Raw genomic sequence first — 19739 nt, forward strand, 5'->3', positions numbered from 1 at the left:
GAGGCGAAGGCTTTGCCCGAGAATGATCGAGCTTAGCAATGCCGCGGAATTCCAATCCGCCGTTGAACTGACGGCAACTAGCAGGTTACGCTGCCTTCACGCTCACGCCCTCCCGCTGGAAGGATTCCCCATGAACGGCAATCGATATTATGGCGTCCGCGTCGAGGGCGCGAAATACGGCGTGGGGTTCGGCTCGGCGCTGGCGATCGCGATCTCCTACACCAAGAACCATTCGATCCTGTGGGCCATCATCCACGGTATCCTGGGCTGGCTCTACGTCATCTACGCCGCACTGTTCGGGTGATGCGCACAAGATGACGGTCATCTCAATCCAGTCACAGGTCGCCTGGGGCCATGTCGGCAACAGCGCCGCCAGCTTTCCGATCCAGCTGCACGGCATCGATGTCGTCGCCGTGCCGACCACGCTGCTCAGCAACCGGCCGGGCTATCCGACCATCCGCGGCCGGGTGCTCGACGTGCAGCTGGTCGCTGACCTGCTGCGCGGCATCGAGGAGCGCGGCGCGGTCGAAGCCGCGCGGCTGATCCTGTCGGGCTATCTCGGCTCGGCCGACATCGCGATGGACGTGGCCGACTTCGTCGAGCGCGCGAAGGCGACGAACCCGGCCCTGCTCTATTGCTGCGATCCCGTGCTGGGCGACCGCGACCGCGGCATGTTCGTGCGATCGGACATTCCGCCGCTGGTGCGCGACCAGCTCTGCCCGCTCGCCGACATCATCACGCCCAACCATTTCGAGTTCGAATTCCTCTGCGGCGCGCGCGTGACGACGATCGATGACGTCGTCGCGCAGGCGAGCGCGCTGATGGCGCAGGGACCTGCGACCGTTGTCATCACCAGCGCCGAGCTGGCGGGCACGCCGCACAGCGAGATCGAGACGCTGGCGATCGAGCGCACTCAATCCGACAAGACTTGCGCCTGGCGCGTGCGCACGCCGAGGGTTCCGATCAGCCCGTCCGGCACCGGAGACCTGTTCGCCGCGCTGTTCGTCGCCGCCCGCACGCGCGGCCTGGCGACGCCGGATGCGCTCAGCCACGCCGCGTCAGGCATCCACGGCGTGCTGGAGCGCACGGCGCAGAGCGGAACCGAGGAAATGCGCATTGTCGAAAGCGCCGGCGTGATGCTTGATCCGAAGCCGCGCTTCGCGGCGGTTACCATCGCCGCATCCTGACATCCGGGACAGGTCTTCATGATCGACATCACCACCCTCCTCACCTACGCCGCCGTCGTGCTCGGCCTGTTCCTGATCCCCGGGCCGGCGGTGCTGCTGGTGCTCGCGCGCTCGGTCACCGGCGGAGCGCGCGTCGGCGTCGCGACCGGGTTCGGTATCGCGCTCGGCGATCTCGTCCACACCGCGATGGCGACATTCGGCCTCTCGGCCGTGCTGATGACCTCGGCGCTGGCGTTCTCGGTCGTGAAATATGCCGGCGTGATCTACCTGATCGTGCTCGGCGTCCGCGCCCTGTTCGAGAAGAACGACGAGCTGGATTTGCCGGCGGCGCAGCCGGTCGATCCGCGCCGCGCGTTCCGGCAGGCAATCTGGGCGGAAATGCTCAATCCGAAGACCGCGCTGTTCTTCCTCGCCTTCCTGCCGCAGTTCGTGCATCCCGGCCACGGCTCGGCGGTGGCGCAGTTCGCGACCCTCGGCCTGATCTTCGTCGTCATGAGCGCGGTCTACACCTCGCTGCTGGCGCTCGCCGCCGGCCAGATCAGCCCGTGGATCAGGCGGCATCGCCGCATCGGGCAATGGCAGGGCCGCGTGGTCGGCACGATCTATATCGCGCTCGGCGTCCGCCTTGCGTTCCAGGAGCGCTGATGTCTCCGCTCAAGCCGCAGGCCAGCTACGACGACTTCGCCCGCCTCGATATCCGGATCGGCAAGGTCGTCGAGGTGCAGCCGTTTCCCCGCGCCCGCAATCCGTCCTACAAGGTCGGCGTCGATGTCGGCGCCGGGCGAATCATGTGGTCGAGCGCGCAGATCACGAATTACGAGCCGGCGGCGCTGGTCGGCTCGCTGGTCGTGTGCATCTGCAATCTTGGGCCGAAGAACATCGCGGGTTTCACCTCGGAACTCCTGATCCTCGGCGCCAAGGACGCCAGCGGCGAGGTGATCGTGCTCGGCCCGCGCAGCGAGGTTGCGATCGGCGAGCCGATCTTCTGACGTCGGGCTGATCACGGCCGCGTGATTCAAATCGTCTGGATTCCCCGTAGTTTACCGATGGGGGATCACCCGGATTCTCAGTGCCCGCGCGCGCTGCTATTGCAGCGCGCGAGAATCGCTTCGGCATGGGAATCGGAAGAATGTCCGCAGTTTTCTTTCACTGCTCCGACGACAAGCACGTCATCCTGGATCGCACCGGCGCCGCGATGGATCTGGCGGAGGCGCGCGTGTATGCGGAGCAATTGGCGCGCAGCTTTGTCATGACACCGAGCGTGGAGGACTGGCGCAACTGGGCGGTTCACGTCACCGACGACATCGGAACCGAGATCTTCGAGCTGCCGTTCACCGCCATCCTCGGCGAGCTGCACTGAGGGCATGCCATGAATGCGATGGAACTTGCCCTGCAGCCGTTGCGGCGCCACCTCGCCCGCCTCGTCGCGCGCTGCGTCGCGCTGATCGATGGCGTCATCAATCCCTATCGCCCCGAACTGTACTACATGCGCGGACCAGGCCCGAAATGCCGCGCCCGGCGGCAAGCCACACTGCGCGACTAGCTTCGCGGCATCCCCGACGAGAAAAGGCCGGCGGGCGTTACGCCACCGGCCTTCTCCTGCAGCTGCCGGTTCCCGGAGTCCGGTTCCGCTGCGATTCCACTTGGTCTTGAGCTTGCGACGACTGTTTTAATCAAATCTTAACGGCATGGCGGTGAGCTGGTTCAAAGGACTCCTTCGCCGTGCGGCGTGGCTTGTTCGTTCGTCGTGCTTGATGCGCTGCACATCGTTTTTGCGCCGATCGCACGCCGATTGTGCGCCACGCATCTTAGGGAATGCTCGACTCAGTGTTACCCTGTGATGCAAACCGAAACGGAGACTTCGGAATGCCGTACTACACCTTCGATCTCGTGGTGGGGGACGAGTTCCGCAATCAAGGAACCATCATCCTCGAAGACATCAGCCTCGCCTCCGACCGCGCCGACCAGCTCGCCAACGAGCTGTCGCAGGTCAAGCCGGAGCTGAAGGCGCGCGGCTGCGCAGTGCGCGTCACCGACATCGACCGGCGCGAGCTCTACCGCACGCCGCTCGATCCCGTGCCGCGGTGGCGCCGGGCGGGCTAGCGTCCGTCGGTTAGGGTTGCGGCGATCGCGCTCGCGCGGTCCCTGTGTCGTTGCGCGACGGCGGGGTCGTCTAGCCTGCCCGCCGTCAGCTCTGATGCGGTCCGCGCATCATCTTCAGCGCGTCCTCGATATGGCGCCAGTCGCGCGCGTCGTCGGTCTCGCCCTTGCTCTCGCAAGCCACGGCGTTCTGCGCGGCCTGGGCGATCGCCTCCGGACCGTGCTTCAACAGCATCTGCCGCGCGATGGTGTGGATTTGCATCTCGGCTAACATGGCGCTCTCCTCGGCTGTCGACTGCTGACATCAGAAACCACTGAGCGCCGCGTCTGGTTCCAGCAGCGCGCCGGGCGCGACACAATCAGCGGTTCCCACACGGTGCGGCGGCGGTTACAGAGAGAGCCATGGCGCAGAACATCTACGACGATCCCGGCTTCTTCGCCGGCTACAGCCAGCTGCCGCGGCAGGTCCGCGGACTGCTCGGCGCGCCCGAATGGCCGGCGATCCGCGCCATGCTGTCCGATGTCGCGGGCAAGCGCGTGGTCGATCTCGGCTGCGGCTTCGGCTGGGTGTCGCGCTGGATGCGCGAGCAAGGCGCATCCGACGTGCTCGGCATCGACCTCTCGCAGAACATGATCGCCCGCGCCGCGGCCATGACGCAGGATGCGGCGATCACCTACGAGATCGCCGACCTCGAGACGCTCGAGCTGCCGAAATCGACATTCGATCTCGCCTACTCCGCCCTCGCCTTCCACTACATCAGGGATTTCGATCGCCTGGCGCGCATGCTGTATCGCGCGCTGGTCCCGGAGGGGCATCTGGTCTTCACCGTCGAGCATCCGGTCTACATGGCGGCCGTCCATCCGGACTGGGGGCAGGACGAAGACGGCCGCAAGACCTGGCCGGTCAACCGCTACTTCATCGAAGGCGAGCGCCGGACCGACTGGTATGTGAAGGGTGTGCTGAAATATCACCGCACCATCGGCACCACGCTCAACGCGTTGATCGCCGCCGGCTTCACGCTGCGCCATGTCGAGGAGTTCTGCCCGACGCGGGAGCAGATCAAGGCCGCACCCGAACTGGCCGACGAGCTCGAACGGCCGATGATGCTGCTGGTGTCAGCGCAGCGCTAGGCCGCGAGCAGCTTGTCGAACTCCTCGGGCGGGTATGATTTCCCGTCCTTGTCGGTGATCACCACCTGCCACCCTTCGCTCGCCCAGACCTTGGCCTTGGCGATGATGATGAAGGTGCTCTCGCGCTCGATCCTGACCGTTTCGTTCTCGCGTTCTGCGATCATCTTGTAGGCCAACGCTTGTCCCTCGCCGACTTGGTCCATCCGGCGTTTGTTGGCAGCGGCTTTGGGCCGGATTTCGCTGGGACTGTGACAATTTGGTGGAACCGCCGGCGCAGGATCCGCCAGCGCGCAACCTTCGGTCGCGCCTATGCGAGCTTTCCCATCAAGGTCGGCATATCCAGCGCCAATGAGTTGACGTTGACGCTGCGCGCGAATCGCATCTGCGGTCCCTCGAAGGTGCGGGTCACGGTGTCGCGAAACGCCGATTCCACGAAGGTCCAGGTCATCACGAAAGTGCGCAGGTCGCGCCAGGTACCGCTCGCGACCACGCGCATCAGGTCGGGCTGGTATTCGTGATGCAACTTGTTGCCGGTCATCGTCGTGGTGCCCTCGCGCGGCGCATCGAGGCCGACCTCGATCCGGTGCGTGCCTCTGCCGTCCTCGAGCGTGCGAAGCCGTCCGTTTCTTGATTGTTGTTTGGCATCGCCGCCCTCCAAAGCAGAACGGAGGCTATGGCGTCGGCCTGCGCTGTCAACGCATGCGGCGCGCATGGCGGCCACAAGAAAAAATCCCGCCTTGGAAGGACACCAAGGCGGGGAAGGTTCATTGGGTGGAAATCCACGCGCCTGGAAATGGAGAGCGCGGGGAAGTAGCGGCAACAATTCTATTTGCCGCCGTCGTTCGGACAACAGGATTAAAGCGCGCGCAGCGCCGGGACTTTTTCCCGATCCAGCTGGCAAAAATCCCGGACCTCGCCTGTGCGGCGCGGTTCACTGCACCACGTCGAGCCTGACATTCGTGATGCCCTTGCCGATCATGCCGAGCGATTGCGCCGCAGAATGCGAGACGTCGACGATGCGCCCGGGAACGTAGGGTCCGCGGTCATTGACGCGCACCGTGACCGAACGGCCGCTCTTGACGTCGGTGACGCGAAGCCTGGTGCCGAACGGCAATGTCGGATGCGCGGCGGTCAACTCGCGCCCGTCGAACTTCTCGCCGCTCGCGGTCGGCTGCTCCTCACTGTAGAAGCTCGCGACGCCGTGCGAGGCGATCTTGCTGTTGCCCGTCCTGCGCGAGGCATAAGGCGTATGCCTGCGCGCCGTGGCGACGCGTGTGCGCGTGGCAGATGACGCAGCCCGTGACGGCTCGATCGATGCCGGCCGGCTCGCGAGCGCCTGCGAGCGCTGGCTGACAACGGAGGACTGCGCGCACGCCGCGAGCGACGCCGCGCCGATCATCACGGCGAGCAGCCGGAGCGGCTTTCGGGCATGCGCAAACAGGATCGGGGCCGCAGCACCATGCGCGCTGCATTTGACGCCGACGTACGAGTTGACTGCATCGTCGCGTGACATGTTGCACCCCCAACTTGCGCCCCCAGCCCAAGCCGAAAATCCAACGGCCTATCAGCCGAATCCAATCGGGGCGGAACGGTGGCGGAGCGCGGTCAGACCTGCCGCACGCGATGCGATTTCCCCTCGGATGTGGTGGATGCGCCACACAACCCGGACGCTTCACCCGGAAATGCCGGCTTGAAGCGCCGCACTCGGGCCGTGGATGGCCACGCCCCCTCGCCCCCGGGTTTCGGTTCCCCAAACTCCCCAACCTCTCCACCCTCTCGCCTTGCTTTGGTCAAACCGGACTGGAGTCGTGGGGACAGGGTCAGGGGTCAATACAGAGCGTAAATTTGCCGGCCGCCCATTTGCGGTTGACCTTGGAATGAAACGGGGACCGCCATGCAATCGACACTGAAAGACGCAGATCCACACGATATTTTCGCGATCGAACCGAGCTTCGCTCCGGTACGTCCGGACAACGCCGCAGCGCCAGCCGGAAGGGCAGCGCCGGGGCAACGCGAGCCCTATTTCGGCTCAAGCCTCGCGCCTACGTCCACACCCCCGGTCGCGGCCGTCGCCTCGGTGCCGCCGGTCACGCCAATGTCAGTGGCGGCCGAGCCGGCCTATAGCGCGCCAAGCCATGACGGCCGACTGGACGACATCAGATTGGACCGCGCGCCGCGCCCCACCAGCAAATGGGCGATCCGCGCCTTCTGGTTCTGCTTCGCGATCGCTGGCGCCATGGGCACCGCGGCGTGGCAGCACTACGGCGATCGCGCCAAGCAGATCGCCGCCGAGTGGGCGCCCCAGATCGCTGCACTGACTTCGCTGATCCCAGGCAAGGCAGCCTCCGCCTCGGATCAGGCGAGTGCGCCGCCAGCACCGGCGGCGACAACCGATCAGGCGGCAGCTGAAGCTGCACCGGCCACTCCGCCACAGGACGTCGCCACGGCCGTGCCCGCCGCAGCCGCGCCGGCGCCCGCCCCTGTCGCGGCCCCGGCTGCCACAGCAGCACCGGTTGCGCCCGCTACCGCGGCGGCACCAGCCGCAACGGCACCCGACCAGACGCAATTGCTGCAATCGATGGCGCGCGATCTCGCGTCGATGGGACAGCAGATCGAGCAGTTGAAGACCAGCATCGATCAGCTCAAGGCCGGCCAGGATCAGTTGGCACAGCGCGTCGCGAAGACGACCGAGACCAGGGCCGTCGAGCCGCGGCCGGTCGCTCCGCCGCGCCCGCGCGCCGCGGTCACGCCACAGGCGGCGCCGCATGCCGCCGTTGCGCCGCCGCCGGTGCGCCGACCGGCGCAGGCCTATATCCCGCCGCCTCCACCGCCCGCATCAGCAGCGCCGCTGCCGGCTCCCGCCGCCGCCCCACAGGCGGTTGCGGCACCGCGGCCGGTGCAGCAGCAGTCCTCGGTTGTTGACGCGGATGATGGCGGCCCGGTGGTTCGGCCGCCGATGCCGCTGCGCTGAGCCTGACTGACCTTTAAAAAAGCGTGCGGCCGATCGCGATGACGCGATCGGCCGCAATACACTTTGTATTCGAATTACGCGCTCTGTCCCGGCGGCAGAACGACCACGGTCGCGCCCGGCTTGACCCGCTGATAAAGGTCGATCACGTCGCCATTGGTCATGCGAATGCAGCCCGACGAGATCGCCTGCCCGATATATTCGGGCTGGTTGGTGCCATGGATGCGATACAGCGTGTCCTTGTTGCCCTGGTAGAGGTAGATGCCGCGGGCACCGAGCGGATTGGCCGGTCCACCGGCGACACGCTTCGGATACGGCCCGAGCCGCTCCTGGATATCCTGGGTCGGAACCCAATCCGGCCATTCGGCCAGGCGGCCGACCGTGGCGACGCCGGAGAAGGCCATCGCCTCCTCGCCGACGGCGACGCCGTAACGGATCGCCTTGCCGCCGGGCAGCACGTAATAGAGGTAGCGCGCGTCGGTATCGACCAGGATCGAGCCCGGCTGCTCCCGACGGGTGTACTCGACAATGTGCCGCTGGAACTGCTGCGGGATCTTGGCATCCGCATAGGGCGGATGCGCCAGCAATTGCCGATCGCGCGACGTCATCGCGACATCCGTCGCCGGCGACAGCGTCGCCTGCATGCACCCGCCAAGCGCAAGTGATCCCACCAGCACCGCAGCAAGCCCCAACTTTGACACGATCATTCTCCCCTGCGTCAACTTGTGCCACATGCTGCCGAAATCGTGCTCAAATCGTGGCAGCGCAGGTTGGAACACGTCCGTTTGATCGGTTCTTTCCGTGAGTGTGTCCTGGCGGTTGCACTCGGTTCCCTTGGACGCTAGCTTCACAAAAAACGTCCAAAACCTCCGGAGGAAATTCATGCGTTACGCCCTGCTGATCGGCGGCCTGATTGTCGCAGCAACCCCTGCCCATGCCGATCCGCGCGCGGCCTATGTCACGATGGTGCTTCAGGCCTTTGCCGCCAAGGTCGAGTGCCCCGGCACCGATCTGGTCTATCAGGACCTCGTGCAGCGGGCGCAGGACATGCATCTGCCCGACGGCACCACCGAGAAGGTGCGCAAGGCGATCGCCTTCATGCATACCGGCGGCAAGATGGGCGAGAAGCAGGCCGACGACCTGATGACGGAAGTTGCGATCGCAACCCAGACCACCGACCTCGATCAGCGCCGCGCCGGCAGCATGACGACCTGGTGCCAGGACCAGAAGACGCGGCTCGCGGGCTACATCAGGACGAAGGAATAGAAAGCGTTTTCGAGCGAAGCCTGTCCCGCACTTGATGCGGGATGGGCACCGGTTCGCGTGAAGAAAACACGTCGAACGAGAATCCTCAATCGAGCTCCGGCGGCGCGAACCAGTTGGTCAGCGACAGGCCGCCATCGACCACGATCGACGCCCCGGTGACGTAACCGGAGAGCTTGTGCGAGAGCACGGCAAGCGCCATCGGCGCAAGATCGTCCGCCTGGCCAAGCCGTCCGAGCGGAATATGCTTTGCCAGCGCGGGATCGGCGACGAAGCCGCCGGCCGCGATCGCGCCGGGCACCAGCGCATTGACGCGGATGCCATAGCGGCCCCAGCTCTTGGCAAGCTCCTTCACCAGCATCGCCATGCCGGCCTTCGCGGTCGAGTAATGCGGCAGGTTGCGTGGCGTGCCGGCATGCAGCGAGGTGAGCAGCAGGAACGAGCCCGGCGTCTTCGCCGCGATCAGCCTGCGCGCCAGTTCGCGCGACAAATGAAAGCCGGCATCGAGATTGACCGCATGCATCTGCCGCCAGATCTCTTGATCGACGGCCATCGCATGATCGGCTTCGCGGCGCGGCGGCGAAGCACTGTGGACGAAATGGGTCACCTGCCCGAGCGAGGCTTGCGCATGCGCCAACAGGGCGTCGTACGCCGCGTGCTGCGCGAGATCGCCGGCCCACGCGACCGCGAGTTCGGGACGCGGCGCGGCCTTGATCGCCGCCAGAACCCTGTCCTCATGCAGATCGGCAAACACCGTCCGCACACCTTCGCCGACCAGGGCCTGCGCAATGGCGCGGCCGATGCCGTTGCCCGCGCCGGTGACCAGGGCTGTCTCGCGTGCGGGATCGAACGGCGATGTGAAGAGGCTCATGATCGCGAAACTCCCGGGATTGGCAGACCTGCGCTCAGTAGGGCGGCGCCTTGCGCGCCCGCTGTACCTTGGCGGCTTCGATCCACCAGGAAAAATCCTCGGCAAAGCGCGGAAAGGCGCGTTCGAGCGCCTTGCCGCCCTCGCCGATCGGCTTGCCCTCGGCCGACAGCGTCTGCGCGATCGGCCCCGCACCGATCGTGCTCGATACCACCACCATGCCCATCTCGGACAGCGTACCGTGCCAGGCGGTCGCGGCACGCACGCCGGCGAACCGCCCGGCCGAATAGCTTGCGATCGCCGCGGGACGCCAGAACCATTCCTCGAGGAAATGGTCGGTCAGGTTCTTCAGCCCGGGCTGAATGCCCCAATTGTATTCGCCGGTGACGAACAGGAAGCCGTCGGCGTCGCGGATTTTTCCGGCGAGCGTTTCGAGCACGGCCGGCGCCTGCCCCTTGGGATGTTCCTTGTACATCCGGTCGAGCATCGGCAGGCCGACCTCCTTGGCATCGATCAACTCGACATCGTTGCCGCGGGCACGAAGGCCGTCGACGACGAAGTGTGCCAGCCGGATGCCCATGCGATCCGAGCGATAGGAGCCGTAGAACACGAGTATGCGGTGGGTCATGGGGCGATCCTAGCACGGTGCGGCAACAGCGTCCTGCGGCGCGGGCGCGGTGAGCCGCCGCGCACAAGTGTTAACCGGCATGCCGGCTCGTTCCGCCAGCATTAAGCAATTCGTCGCAGGCCCTTCGCCGTGGCCAAAAATCGCCAGATTTGTTTTCTGGATATGTTTTCGCTTCGAGAAGGAGGAACCGACATGCGGATCGCAAAGCTGGTTTTCGCAGGCTCGCTCGCAGCCATCGCTGCCGTTGCCACGCCCGCGCTGGGCAAGAGTACCGAGCGGCAGAAGGCCGACGACAAATCCACGACCACCACCTCGTCCGGCTGCCAGGCCTATCAGCAGGCCGCCGATGGCACCTGGAACCAACTCCCCTGCGGCGAAGCGGGCTCGAACGGCGCCACCCAGCACCGCCCCGCGGCCAAGGGCGCTGACGACGACGAGCACTGACGTGTCACGCCTGCCGCCCCACGCGGCCGGGGCGATGCGGCGCCTTCGACTTTCGGACCAAACTGCCGGGACCGTTGCGGCGACTCCCGCATCATAAACCCAAGCTTAATGCACGCCCGCTACGGTTGAGGCCTCCCCTCTCTCGTCAAGAATGGCGCGCATCCCATGAAAATCGGTACTCTCCTGACGGCCGCGATCGTCTCATTGTCCGCGGTCGGCGGCGGACTGGCGGCCTATGTCGCGGTGACCAAGTACCAGACCATGGACAAGGTCTCGACCGCGCAGAGCCGGCTCGAAATCGTCCGCGCCGTCGGCGACATCCCGCGCTACATGAACTCCGAACGCGGCATGTCCACCAACCTCTTGTTCAGTACCGGCGCGATCGACCAGAAGCAGATCACCGATCTCGACAAGCTGCGCAAGCTGACCGACGGCGCGCTCGCCAAGGTCAATCAGGTCCGCGCCACGCTGCCCGGCTCGCTCGACGACGGCGAAGCGGTTGCGAGCGCGATCGATGCGCTGAAGGCCAAGTTCGCCGCGCTCCGCGACGCGATCGAGAAAGCGATCGCAGGTCCGCTCGACGCCCGCCGTCCGGCGGCAACCAAGATCGTCGCCGACAACTCCGTCTTCAACGCCGGCGTCACCGTGCTGCTCGACGAGCAGGTGCGCCGCCTCGCCGGCCTTGACGGCAACGCCTACCGCCAGGCCAGCTACGCCAATGTCGCCTGGACCCTGCGCGACACCGGCGGCCTCAATGCCAGCCTGCACAAGGCGCTGGTCGGCGCCAAGCGCGTCGCGACCGAACAGGAAAAGCTGGAGCTGTTCCGCAGCACCGGCCGCACCGAGCAGATCCTCTCGACGCTGCAGGAGTTGCGCAACAATCCGGCGACATCAGCCAATGTCCTGACGGCGCTGGGCAAGATGCAGGCCGACTATGTCGAGCGTTTCGGCAAGGCCCTGAAGCTCGCCAAGGAAGGCGCGATCTCCGGCAAGTATGAGCAGGACGTCGAGACCTACTATGCCGAGTCCCAGATCGGGCTCGCCTCCATCATCACCGTGCGCGACGCATTCTACGAGAATGCCGAGCAAGGCCTTGCGGGCGCCTATTCGTCGGCGCGCTTCAGCTTCGTGGTGGCGCTGATCGGGCTGCTCGCGGTCGTTGCCGTCAGTGCCGGCCTGATCGTCATGGTCCGCCGCCGCATCCTCAACCCGATCGCGGCCCTCACCGGCCGGATGTCGCGTCTTGCCGCGGGCGAAGTTGCCGAGACGATCCCGGGCGCCGCGCGCAAGGACGAGATCGGCGCGATGGCCGCCGCCGTGCAGGTGTTCAAGGACAACAAGATCGAAGCCGATCGCCTCGCTGCCGAGAAGGAAGCCGAGAACGACGTCAAGATGCGCCGCGCCCGCGTGCTCGACGATCTGACCCGCGCCTTCGAAGCCAAGGTCACCGAGCTGGTCGGCGGATTGTCCGCGGCATCCTCGGTGATGGAGGACACGGCGCAATCGATGTCGGCCACCGCCGCCGCCACCAACCGCCAGGCCGCCGTCGTCGCAGCGGCGTCCGATCAGACCTCGACCAACGTGCAGACGGTGGCGAGCGCCACCGAGGAGCTGACCTCCTCGATCTCGGAGATCGCCCGCCAGGTCGCGACCTCGACCGAGATCGCCGCGCGCGCGGTCGATCATGCCCGGCGCACCGGCGACACCGCGCGCTCGCTGGCCGAGGGCGCGCAGAAGATCGGCGACGTCGTGACGCTGATCCAGAGCATCGCGGCACAGACCAATTTGCTGGCGCTCAACGCCACCATCGAGGCGGCCCGCGCCGGCGAGGCCGGCCGCGGCTTTGCCGTGGTCGCGTCCGAGGTGAAGTCGCTGGCCGGCCAGACCGCGAAGGCAACCACGGAGATCTCCGAGCAGATCACCGCGATCCAGACCGCGAGCGACGAGACCGTGACGGCGATCCGGAGCGTCATCGACGTCATCACCGAGATCGACCAGATCGGCACCGCGATCGCCGCTGCGATCGAGGAACAGGGCTCGGCGACCAAGGAGATCTCACGCAGTGTTCAGGAAGCCGCGCGCGGCACGCAGGAGGTCAATTCCAACATCTCCGGCGTGCAGCGCGCCGCGGACGACACCGGCGGCGCCGCGAACCAGGTGCTCGGCGCAGCCGAACAGCTCTCGACGCAGTCCAAGGACCTCGCCGGCCAGGTCAACCGCTTCCTGTCCGACGTGCGGGCGGCGTAACCGAGAGCACGTGGTGACCACGTGGCAGGTTTTCTCCTCGTCATTGCGAGGAGCGACAGCGACGAAGCAATCCATGTCTCCACTGCGGCACGATGGATTGCTTCGCTTGCGCTCGCAATGACGGGTTTGCTTGAGGGCCGCGCGCCCTGCTAGCCGCCGCGCAAGCCGAGCACGCGGCGGGCGATCGCCTGGCGATGGACCTCGCTCGGGCCTTCGTAGACCCGCATCAGGCGGGCCTTCTGCCACAGCGCGTTCAGCGGCAATTCCAGCGTGACGCCGAGCGCGCCGAGCGTCTGCATGGCTTGGTCGCAGGCGTCATAGGCCATCTCGGTCGCGAACACCTTGATCATCGAGGCCTCGTGGCGGATGTCCTCGCCGCGGTCGGTCTTGTCGGCAGCCTCGCGCACCATCAGCCGGCACGCATGCATGCGCGTGGAGATATCGGCAATCCACCACTGGATCGCCTGGCGCTCGGCGAGCTTGACGCCGAAGGTCTCGCGCTGCCTGGCGTGCTCGCACATCATGTCGAGCGCACGCTTGGTGATGCCGACGCAGGTCGATCCCATCTCGAGCCGCCGCGTGCGCAGCCGCAGCTGCATCGGCGCATAGCCCTTGCCGACCTCGCCCAGCACGGAGTCCTTCGGGATGCGGCAATCCTCGAACACGATCTCGTAGGTCGAGCCGCCGCCGACCATCGGAATCTCGCGCTCGATGATGAAGCCCGCCGTGCCCTTCTCGACGATGAAGGAGGTGATGCCGCCCTGGCGCTGATCGTTGCCGACCCGCGCCATCACGATGATGAAGTCGGCGGCGCGTGCATTGCTGATCCAGATCTTGCGGCCGTTGAGCACCCACTGTTCGCCTTCGAGCACCGCGCGCGTCTTCATGCCCGCGGGATCGCCGCCGGCGCCGGGCTCGGAGATCGCGATCGCCGAGGCCATCCGGCCTTCGATATAGGGCTGCAGATATTTCTTCTTCTGCGCGTCGGTACCGACCGCCTGCAGCATGCGCAGGTTCGGCGAGTCCGGCGGCAGCACGAACGGCACGCAACTGCGGCCGAGTTCTTCGTGCACCGCAGCCATCGTGCGCGTCGGCAGGTCGTGGCCACCGAGATCCTCGGGCGCATCGAGGCCCCAGAGGCCGAGCTCCTTCGAGACGTCGCGCAGCCGCTTGCGCTGTTCCGACGTGAGCTCGGGGTGATCGCTGCCGGGCAGCTTCGATTTCAGATAGTGCGGCTCGAGCGGGATCAGTTCGCGATCGACGAATCTCGCGACGGTCTCGCGGATCATGGCTGTCTGTTCATCGTCGCTCATCTGGGATTCCTCGCCCGCGCTGGTGCTTCAAAAAACCAGTAGCGCATTTTTTACCGGCGAGAATAGCGGAAACGCGCAGCCGTGCTCACGCTCGCGCGATGGTTTCACGGCGCGGAATTCAATATCCCGCGGCGTGGTCGGCGCGTACGCAAATGCGCCGGACACGCCCGTGCATCGCGCAACCGAGCGTGCCGCACGAGGTTGTTCCCCTGAGCAAGCGAACGACGCGGCGCTAATCGGCAAAGCCGACGTAGCGGACAAAATCGTTGTTGGCCTCGCGGTCGGAGCGTACCGCATTGGCGGCAAAGCCGTCGTCGGGATAGCCCATTGCGACGCAGGTCATGATCACCTCGTCTTCCGGGATGTCGGCGACCTCGCGCACGATGTCGGAGCGCATGATGCCCTGGCCGTTGATCACGCTGCCAAGGCCGCGATCCCAGGCTGCCAGCACGATGCCGTAGCAGAGCGCGCCGAGATCGAAATGGCAGACCGCGCCCGGATCGAGGATCCGGTCGTAGGTCAGGACCAGCGACACCGGGGCGTCGAACTGGCGGAAGCCGCGCAGCACCCAATCCTGCCGCATCGGCTTGTCGTCGCGGGCGATCCCCATCGCCCCGAACAGCTTCTTAGCGATGTCGACCTGGCGGCCGCAGTGCACGCCCTGGTATTCGCCATGGCTGACGATGTCGCGCTTCACCTTGGCACCGGCGACCATCTCTTCCATGTTGCGGCGGCGCACTTCCTCCAGCGGCGCCCCGGTCAGGACGTGGACGTGCCAGGGCTGGGTGTTCATCGAGGACGGCGCGCGCTTGGCCACCTCGATGATCTCCTCGACCGTCGCCCGCGACACCGGCTGCTGCTTGAACCCGCGCACGCTTTTGCGTGACTGTACCAGCGTCTCGAATTCCATTCCGCGCTTCCCCGATTTTGTTCCGCGCTGCACGCGGAATTTCCTTGATCTGATCGGGGTATTTTATCGACAAAATCGGCCATGGGAACTTGATCGGGCCAGGAATCCCGTATCCAATCCGGCCGCTGGTTTGGTTTAGGGAGAACCCAGATGAAGCGGATTTTCTTGGCGGCCGTGATCGCGACCTTTGCCGCCGGTTCGGCATTTGCACAGGACGCCTCCTGCGAGACGAAAGCCGTCGGCAAGGACGGCAAGCCGCTGGCCGGCGCGGCCAAGACCTCGTTCATGAAGAAGTGTACGACGGACGCCTGCGAGACCAAGGCGGTCGGCTCCGACGGCAAGAAGCTCGCCGGCGCGGCCAAGACCTCGTTCATGAAGAAGTGCCAGAGCGGCGCCTGAGCCCCTCGACGGGCGTCTACACGCCCCAACAATCGGGAACAGACCATCGGGTCGCGCCGGGCCGCGGCCCGATCGGCTTTTGGCGGTAGAGGGCCGCTGGACGGGACGCGTATTCTGAGGCGCCCTCAGAACGAGACGCCGACCCGCACGCCCCTGCTCCAGACCCGCCGGCAACGCTTCCGGGTGTTGCCGTGAAACATTTCGAAACGTTCCGGCAACTGGGTCGGCTTGGCAAATTCCAGGCACGCTCCGCCGGCGGAATAGTCCACCAGCCGGCATTCGATCAGCGGCGCCTTCGGTTCAAGCTGGAGCTTGACCACGCTGGATACGCATCCGCTCGGACGAACACGCGCAAATCTCCGGGGATGCATTGCCGTCGCCTCTGGTGAAATCGTACCCACAGGCTCGTCGGCGGCCGTTAAGATTCCGTTCAGATCGATGGTTACGAACCGTGTCCGCGGGACGGATCGGCGCGGGTGGCGCCCGGACGGCGCGAGGCGGCCAGCGTCTCCGACGGCGCTTCCCCGAACTGCGACCGATAGCTGCGCGAAAAATCGCTCAAGTGCCAAAATCCGTAGGCCAGCGCGCACGTCTTGACGCTCGGCGCACCGGCCAGCAGTTGCTGGCGCACCAGCCAGAGCCGGCGCAACCGCAAATAGCGATGCAGGCTGACGCCCCGGTAGCGCTGGATGGCGTCATGCAGCGTGCGCACCGACACGCCGATCTGCCTGGCAAGTTCGCCGCTGTAGATCGGGTGCGCCACGTCGCCTGCCAGAATTGCGCGCGCGTCGTTGAAGACCTTGAACTGGCGCGTCGTGTTGGCCCGCGTCGTCCACTTGGCCGGCACGATCTCGGCGAAGGCGTTGTCGATCGCGGCAAGCAGCGTCTCCTTGATCGACTCGCCGCTAGCGAACTGGGCATCCTCGGTCGGCTGCGAGGTCACGAGCAGGATGTGCCTTACCACTTCACGCAGCCGATCCTGCGCGCGTTGAGAAATTTCGTGGATGCTGAAATGAAGACCCGCCCGCGGCCAGCCGCGGTCGACAATCTCCGGCGTGAACATCACCGAGGCATATTGGCGGGGCGTCTCCTCCACCGAGGTGTAGAACGCGCCGCCGCCACCGAGCACAATGACCGCGCGATCGCGCTCGACGCCGTTGAAGCGGATCGGGACCCCGTCATCCATCGTGAAGCCGACCGCAGTGGTGTGCGGCGCAAGCTGTGCGTCGACGATCCGCGGAAAGGACTGCGTGTAGTTGAGCTCGCATCCCGGCAAACTCAGGATGACCTGCTCGGCCGAAATCTTCCGCGCAAGTGGCGTGAAATCAACATCCAGATTTCGGATCGAACTCCGGAATGCATCAACATCGTCAAAACGAAAGACTCTCGGCACCGGTAATGGCGCCGTCAAATGACCGCTCCCGTGAAATGCTCTTGAAAAATTGCGCGCGACGCGGCGCCTTGCGCGCCGGCCGCATCAATAAATTCCATGCACAAAATGCGAATCGTCCAATAGGTTCAATCAGGAAAAATGCGGTCCGTTCGTCGAACCGGACAATCCGCCAATGTAACGCGGCTGCCGAATTTCGATAGTCTTTAGCGGGATATCCACCGCCGCAATCGGCCCTCCCCATCAATTTCTATACCCCTATTAAAGATTCGAGGAGCAAATTGGCATCGGGAACGATGATGTTCCTCGTCGCGGACCATTTTAGAGACCGCAATGACAGTTATTGCCTCGCCCGATCTTATTGCCAAACTCGACCATGTCTTGAAAGCTGGCTCGCCCGACCTCCGCACGCGCATGCTGCAGGAGGTGGCCGGGTTGTTTCTCGAAGACGCTCACCGCCTCAGCGCGCACCACGTCGAGATGTTCGACGGCATCCTGGTCCGCCTGACCGAGAGCGTCGAACTACGGACCCTGACCACGCTCAGCCGCTCGTTTGCCGATTTGCGCCTGGTGCCGCGGGAACTCGCGCGCCGTCTGGCCAACCATGACGACGCCGATGTCGCCGCTCCGATCCTGCGCAAATGCGAATGCCTCCCCGATGCCGACCTGATCGACATCGCCTGGATGCGGGCCGAGGGACACCTCTGCGCGATCGCAGGACGCAAGGCCGTCAATGCGGAGCTCACGGACATTCTCCTGATGCGAGGCGACAGCAGCGTGCTTCGAGTCCTCGCGCGCAATCCCGGCGCTGATCTGACCAGCGCAGGCCTCGCCATGATGGTCGATGCCGCCGAGCGCGACGACGACATCGCCGACGCGCTGATATCGCGCAGCGACCTGCCCCATCGCGTTCTTGTCGACCTCGTGATGCGATCAACGCCGCGCCAACAGGCCCGGCTGCTCAAACGCGCACGCCTCGACATTCAGGACGCGATCCGCGCTGCGATCGATGCCAGCGCAGCCCGCGCCTCCGCAACCCCACCAGCCACAATCGACTATGCGGAGGCGCGGGCCACCGTGCTGGCCTTGAACAGAACCGGGCGGTTGAACGATTCCAGCGTCAACCGTTTCGCGATCAGGCGAGAGGTCCGCAACGTCGTTGCGGCGCTGGCGCAGCTCGCAACCGTTCCGATCGAGACGATCGCACCGCTGATGGAAGCCGCCGACATCAGCGGGCTCGTGATCGCCTGCCGCGCATCGCGACTGAACTGGAACACGACGGCTGCCATCGTCAGCTACCGGAAGGCCGGGCTGACGGTTGCACCCGAGGAGCTGCAGCGCGCACGGGACATGTTTGAAGGACTGGCGCTATCCAACGCGCAGCGCACGATCCGGTTTGGTTCGCTTAGCGAGCTGACCGCGAAGCGCTCCCAGGCAGTGTGAGTGATGCAATGACGTATGGTGACCGCAGGGCGGAGCGCGTCAAGCTCGAGACGCGCTATCCCGTCAATCTCATGGGTGTCGACGGCACGTGGCGGCGGAGTTGCATCCTGCTCGACGTCTCGCAGAGCGGGGCCCGGCTCGAGGTCGACGGATCGCTCGATGTGCTGAAGGCCCAGGAGTTCTTCCTGGTGCTGTCCTCGCGTGGACTGGCCTTCCGCCGCTGCGAGCTGGTTCGCGTCGACGGTGCCGAGATCGGCGTGAGGTTCATCGAAGAGAGACGGCGAAAGGGACGCCCCGTCATTCCAAGGTGAGGATTGCCGCAACCGGCCCGAAGGGAAGTTGACGACATGACCGTACAGAGAGCGACCAACATCAGGGTATCGACCACCTCCGCCGCACCGTTGCGCGGGACCATCGAGATCGACTGCGCCGGCACCGTCGCGACGTTTGCGATCGACGAGGAAATGGCGCATCGCCTGTGCGCCGATCTGGAACGGTTTCTGACCCAGGTCCCGCGCCGGACCCGCGCAGCGCGGTGACCTTGAGCTACCGACTGTCGCGCGCCTACTCCCGCTTGAAGCGATAGTCGAAGCGATCGCCATCCGCCTTGATCAGGCCGACCGTCGGGGCCGGAAAATGGATCGGCAGGATCAGCGTGTCGGTCTCGGCAACGGAGGCAAAGAATTTCCGCCGCGATATCGCCGACTGCTTCGGGTCCCAATCGGGCTTGGCCGACCATTCCGGTTCGCGGCACTGGATTGCATGGTGCATCAGGTCTCCGGCGACCACCGCGCGCTGCCCCTTCGAGAAGATGTTGATGCAGCAATGGCAGGGCGAATGGCCCGGGGTCGGCGTCAGCGTCACGGTGTCGTCGAGCGCGTAGTCGTCGTCGACCAGGAGCGCCTGCCCGGCCTCGACGATCGGCAGGCAATTGTCGCGGAACACCGTACCGGGCGGATTGGCGCCCTTGGCGTTCTCGGCCTCCCAGGCCGCATACTCGCCCTTGTGGAAGACGTATTTCGCGTTCGGGAAGGTCGGCACCCAGCGCCCGTCGCGCAGCGTCGTATTCCAGCCGGTGTGGTCGATGTGCAGATGGGTGCAGAACACATAATCGATCTGCTCATAGGAGATGCCGAGCGCAAACAGCTCGTTGCGCCAGCGCTCCTTGCCCGGGAAGTCGAACGGCGGCGGGTGGCCCTTGTCCTCGCCGGTGCAGGTATCGACCAGGATGGTGTAACGCGGCGTCCGCACCACGAAGGTCTGATAGGTGATCATCATCATGCCGCGCGCGGCGTCGAAGACCTCCGGCTCCATCGTCTTCAGATGATACTTGAACACATCGTCGTTGTAGGTCGGGAAGAAATCCTGCGGCCGCCGCCACGGTCCTTCGCGCTCGATCACCGCGTCGATCGTGATGTCGCCGATCCTGATCTGCTTCATGGTTGTTT

Annotated in this window: 28 protein-coding genes; 16 read left to right on the forward strand and 12 right to left on the reverse strand. The window is 65.4% G+C overall.

The features are described 5' to 3' along the window. Positions 1-130: 130 nt before the first annotated feature. The 7 genes from J2R78_RS38160 (at position 131) to J2R78_RS38190 (ending at position 3290) form a co-directional block, all read left to right on the forward strand. Positions 131-304: a hypothetical protein gene (locus J2R78_RS38160; protein WP_016840760.1), complete on the forward strand. Its 174-nt coding sequence runs from the start codon at positions 131-133 to the stop codon at positions 302-304. A 10-nt stretch (positions 305-314) separates the two neighbouring features. Next, positions 315-1187 carry a pyridoxal kinase PdxY gene (gene pdxY / locus J2R78_RS38165; protein ID WP_253608857.1) on the forward strand — a complete coding sequence of 291 codons (873 nt, stop codon included), beginning with the start codon at positions 315-317 and terminating at the stop codon, positions 1185-1187. Positions 1188-1205: 18 nt separating this feature from the next. Further along, positions 1206-1832 carry a LysE family translocator gene (locus J2R78_RS38170; RefSeq protein ID WP_028344883.1) on the forward strand — a complete coding sequence of 209 codons (627 nt, stop codon included), beginning with the start codon at positions 1206-1208 and terminating at the stop codon, positions 1830-1832. Further along, positions 1832-2176, forward strand: a complete 345-nt coding sequence (locus J2R78_RS38175) for a tRNA-binding protein (protein WP_057019951.1) — start codon at positions 1832-1834, stop codon at positions 2174-2176. Before J2R78_RS38170 ends, J2R78_RS38175 begins: the two co-directional genes overlap by 1 nt. Positions 2177-2316: 140 nt before the next feature. After that, entirely contained in the window at positions 2317-2547 is a 231-nt protein-coding gene (locus J2R78_RS38180) for a DUF6894 family protein (RefSeq protein ID WP_028332292.1), read from the forward strand. A gap of 9 nt (positions 2548-2556) precedes the next feature. After that, positions 2557-2730, forward strand: coding sequence for a hypothetical protein (locus tag J2R78_RS38185; RefSeq protein WP_253608858.1), 174 nt, complete (start codon positions 2557-2559; stop codon positions 2728-2730). Between the two features lie 323 nt (positions 2731-3053). Next, the gene (locus tag J2R78_RS38190) at positions 3054-3290 is read left to right on the forward strand and encodes a hypothetical protein (RefSeq protein WP_016840755.1); all 237 of its coding nucleotides are present in this window, start codon (positions 3054-3056) and stop codon (positions 3288-3290) included. Positions 3291-3375: 85 nt separating this feature from the next. Here J2R78_RS38190 and J2R78_RS38195 read toward each other — a convergent pair whose 3' ends face one another. Continuing rightward, entirely contained in the window at positions 3376-3561 is a 186-nt protein-coding gene (locus J2R78_RS38195) for a hypothetical protein (RefSeq protein ID WP_016840754.1), read from the reverse strand. Positions 3562-3689: 128 nt separating this feature from the next. On the opposite strand from J2R78_RS38195, the gene J2R78_RS38200 reads away from it, so the two are divergent. After that, positions 3690-4418 carry a bifunctional 2-polyprenyl-6-hydroxyphenol methylase/3-demethylubiquinol 3-O-methyltransferase UbiG gene (locus J2R78_RS38200; protein WP_253608859.1) on the forward strand — a complete coding sequence of 243 codons (729 nt, stop codon included), beginning with the start codon at positions 3690-3692 and terminating at the stop codon, positions 4416-4418. On the opposite strand, the gene J2R78_RS38205 is transcribed toward J2R78_RS38200, so the two are convergent. The 3 genes from J2R78_RS38205 to J2R78_RS38215 form a co-directional block, all read right to left on the reverse strand. After that, positions 4415-4621 carry a hypothetical protein gene (locus J2R78_RS38205; RefSeq protein ID WP_057019948.1) on the reverse strand — a complete coding sequence of 69 codons (207 nt, stop codon included), beginning with the start codon at positions 4619-4621 and terminating at the stop codon, positions 4415-4417. The two genes, J2R78_RS38200 and J2R78_RS38205, sit on opposite strands and share 4 nt — an antisense overlap. A gap of 104 nt (positions 4622-4725) precedes the next feature. Continuing rightward, a complete protein-coding gene (locus J2R78_RS38210; protein ID WP_253608860.1) occupies positions 4726-5139 on the reverse strand; it encodes a hypothetical protein in 414 nt (137 codons plus the stop codon). A 210-nt stretch (positions 5140-5349) separates the two neighbouring features. Beyond that, complete coding sequence (locus J2R78_RS38215; RefSeq protein ID WP_253608861.1) at positions 5350-5931, reverse strand: septal ring lytic transglycosylase RlpA family protein; 582 nt, start codon at positions 5929-5931, stop codon at positions 5350-5352. A gap of 582 nt (positions 5932-6513) precedes the next feature. Between J2R78_RS38215 and J2R78_RS38220 the strand changes: the two genes are divergently transcribed. Next, entirely contained in the window at positions 6514-7389 is an 876-nt protein-coding gene (locus tag J2R78_RS38220; RefSeq protein ID WP_225163042.1) for a hypothetical protein, read from the forward strand. A gap of 74 nt (positions 7390-7463) precedes the next feature. On the opposite strand, the gene J2R78_RS38225 is transcribed toward J2R78_RS38220, so the two are convergent. After that, the gene (locus J2R78_RS38225; RefSeq protein ID WP_016843930.1) at positions 7464-8093 is read right to left on the reverse strand and encodes a L,D-transpeptidase; all 630 of its coding nucleotides are present in this window, start codon (positions 8091-8093) and stop codon (positions 7464-7466) included. A gap of 175 nt (positions 8094-8268) precedes the next feature. On the opposite strand from J2R78_RS38225, the gene J2R78_RS38230 reads away from it, so the two are divergent. Further along, entirely contained in the window at positions 8269-8652 is a 384-nt protein-coding gene (locus J2R78_RS38230) for a hypothetical protein (RefSeq protein ID WP_016843931.1), read from the forward strand. A gap of 85 nt (positions 8653-8737) precedes the next feature. Here the strand turns inward: J2R78_RS38230 and J2R78_RS38235 are convergent, their stop codons facing one another. Next, complete coding sequence (locus J2R78_RS38235) at positions 8738-9520, reverse strand: SDR family NAD(P)-dependent oxidoreductase (RefSeq protein ID WP_253608862.1); 783 nt, start codon at positions 9518-9520, stop codon at positions 8738-8740. Between the two features lie 34 nt (positions 9521-9554). Beyond that, positions 9555-10145: an NADPH-dependent FMN reductase gene (locus J2R78_RS38240; protein WP_253608863.1), complete on the reverse strand. Its 591-nt coding sequence runs from the start codon at positions 10143-10145 to the stop codon at positions 9555-9557. Between the two features lie 192 nt (positions 10146-10337). Between J2R78_RS38240 and J2R78_RS38245 the strand changes: the two genes are divergently transcribed. Both J2R78_RS38245 and J2R78_RS38250 read left to right on the forward strand, forming a co-directional pair. Continuing rightward, positions 10338-10589 (forward strand): hypothetical protein, encoded by a 252-nt coding sequence (locus J2R78_RS38245; protein ID WP_057019943.1) that lies wholly within the window; start codon positions 10338-10340, stop codon positions 10587-10589. Between the two features lie 165 nt (positions 10590-10754). After that, positions 10755-12836, forward strand: a complete 2082-nt coding sequence (locus tag J2R78_RS38250; RefSeq protein WP_253608864.1) for a methyl-accepting chemotaxis protein — start codon at positions 10755-10757, stop codon at positions 12834-12836. 149 nt (positions 12837-12985) lie between these two features. On the opposite strand, the gene J2R78_RS38255 is transcribed toward J2R78_RS38250, so the two are convergent. Further along, positions 12986-14149, reverse strand: a complete 1164-nt coding sequence (locus tag J2R78_RS38255) for an acyl-CoA dehydrogenase family protein (protein ID WP_253608865.1) — start codon at positions 14147-14149, stop codon at positions 12986-12988. Between the two features lie 232 nt (positions 14150-14381). Then, a complete protein-coding gene (locus J2R78_RS38260) occupies positions 14382-15059 on the reverse strand; it encodes a nitroreductase (RefSeq protein WP_253608866.1) in 678 nt (225 codons plus the stop codon). A 150-nt stretch (positions 15060-15209) separates the two neighbouring features. Here J2R78_RS38260 and J2R78_RS38265 point away from each other — a divergent pair, with 150 nt between their 5' ends. After that, positions 15210-15458: a hypothetical protein gene (locus J2R78_RS38265; protein WP_021079659.1), complete on the forward strand. Its 249-nt coding sequence runs from the start codon at positions 15210-15212 to the stop codon at positions 15456-15458. Positions 15459-15583: 125 nt separating this feature from the next. Here J2R78_RS38265 and J2R78_RS38270 read toward each other — a convergent pair whose 3' ends face one another. Both J2R78_RS38270 and J2R78_RS38275 read right to left on the reverse strand, forming a co-directional pair. After that, positions 15584-15829: a hypothetical protein gene (locus tag J2R78_RS38270; protein WP_076832093.1), complete on the reverse strand. Its 246-nt coding sequence runs from the start codon at positions 15827-15829 to the stop codon at positions 15584-15586. A 71-nt stretch (positions 15830-15900) separates the two neighbouring features. Then, complete coding sequence (locus J2R78_RS38275; protein ID WP_253608867.1) at positions 15901-16869, reverse strand: AraC family transcriptional regulator; 969 nt, start codon at positions 16867-16869, stop codon at positions 15901-15903. 312 nt (positions 16870-17181) lie between these two features. On the opposite strand from J2R78_RS38275, the gene J2R78_RS38280 reads away from it, so the two are divergent. From J2R78_RS38280 to J2R78_RS38290, 3 genes are read left to right on the forward strand one after another with little or no spacing between them, the layout of a single operon-like run. Continuing rightward, the gene (locus J2R78_RS38280; protein WP_253608868.1) at positions 17182-18291 is read left to right on the forward strand and encodes a DUF2336 domain-containing protein; all 1110 of its coding nucleotides are present in this window, start codon (positions 17182-17184) and stop codon (positions 18289-18291) included. Positions 18292-18299: 8 nt separating this feature from the next. After that, positions 18300-18602: a PilZ domain-containing protein gene (locus tag J2R78_RS38285; protein WP_253608869.1), complete on the forward strand. Its 303-nt coding sequence runs from the start codon at positions 18300-18302 to the stop codon at positions 18600-18602. A gap of 36 nt (positions 18603-18638) precedes the next feature. Then, a complete protein-coding gene (locus tag J2R78_RS38290; RefSeq protein ID WP_253608870.1) occupies positions 18639-18830 on the forward strand; it encodes a hypothetical protein in 192 nt (63 codons plus the stop codon). A 25-nt stretch (positions 18831-18855) separates the two neighbouring features. On the opposite strand, the gene J2R78_RS38295 is transcribed toward J2R78_RS38290, so the two are convergent. Further along, positions 18856-19731, reverse strand: a complete 876-nt coding sequence (locus tag J2R78_RS38295; RefSeq protein ID WP_253608871.1) for an MBL fold metallo-hydrolase — start codon at positions 19729-19731, stop codon at positions 18856-18858. Positions 19732-19739 lie beyond the last annotated feature (8 nt).

Source organism: Bradyrhizobium sp. USDA 4538 (assembly GCF_024171045.1).
Classification (GTDB): domain Bacteria; phylum Pseudomonadota; class Alphaproteobacteria; order Rhizobiales; family Xanthobacteraceae; genus Bradyrhizobium; species Bradyrhizobium australafricanum.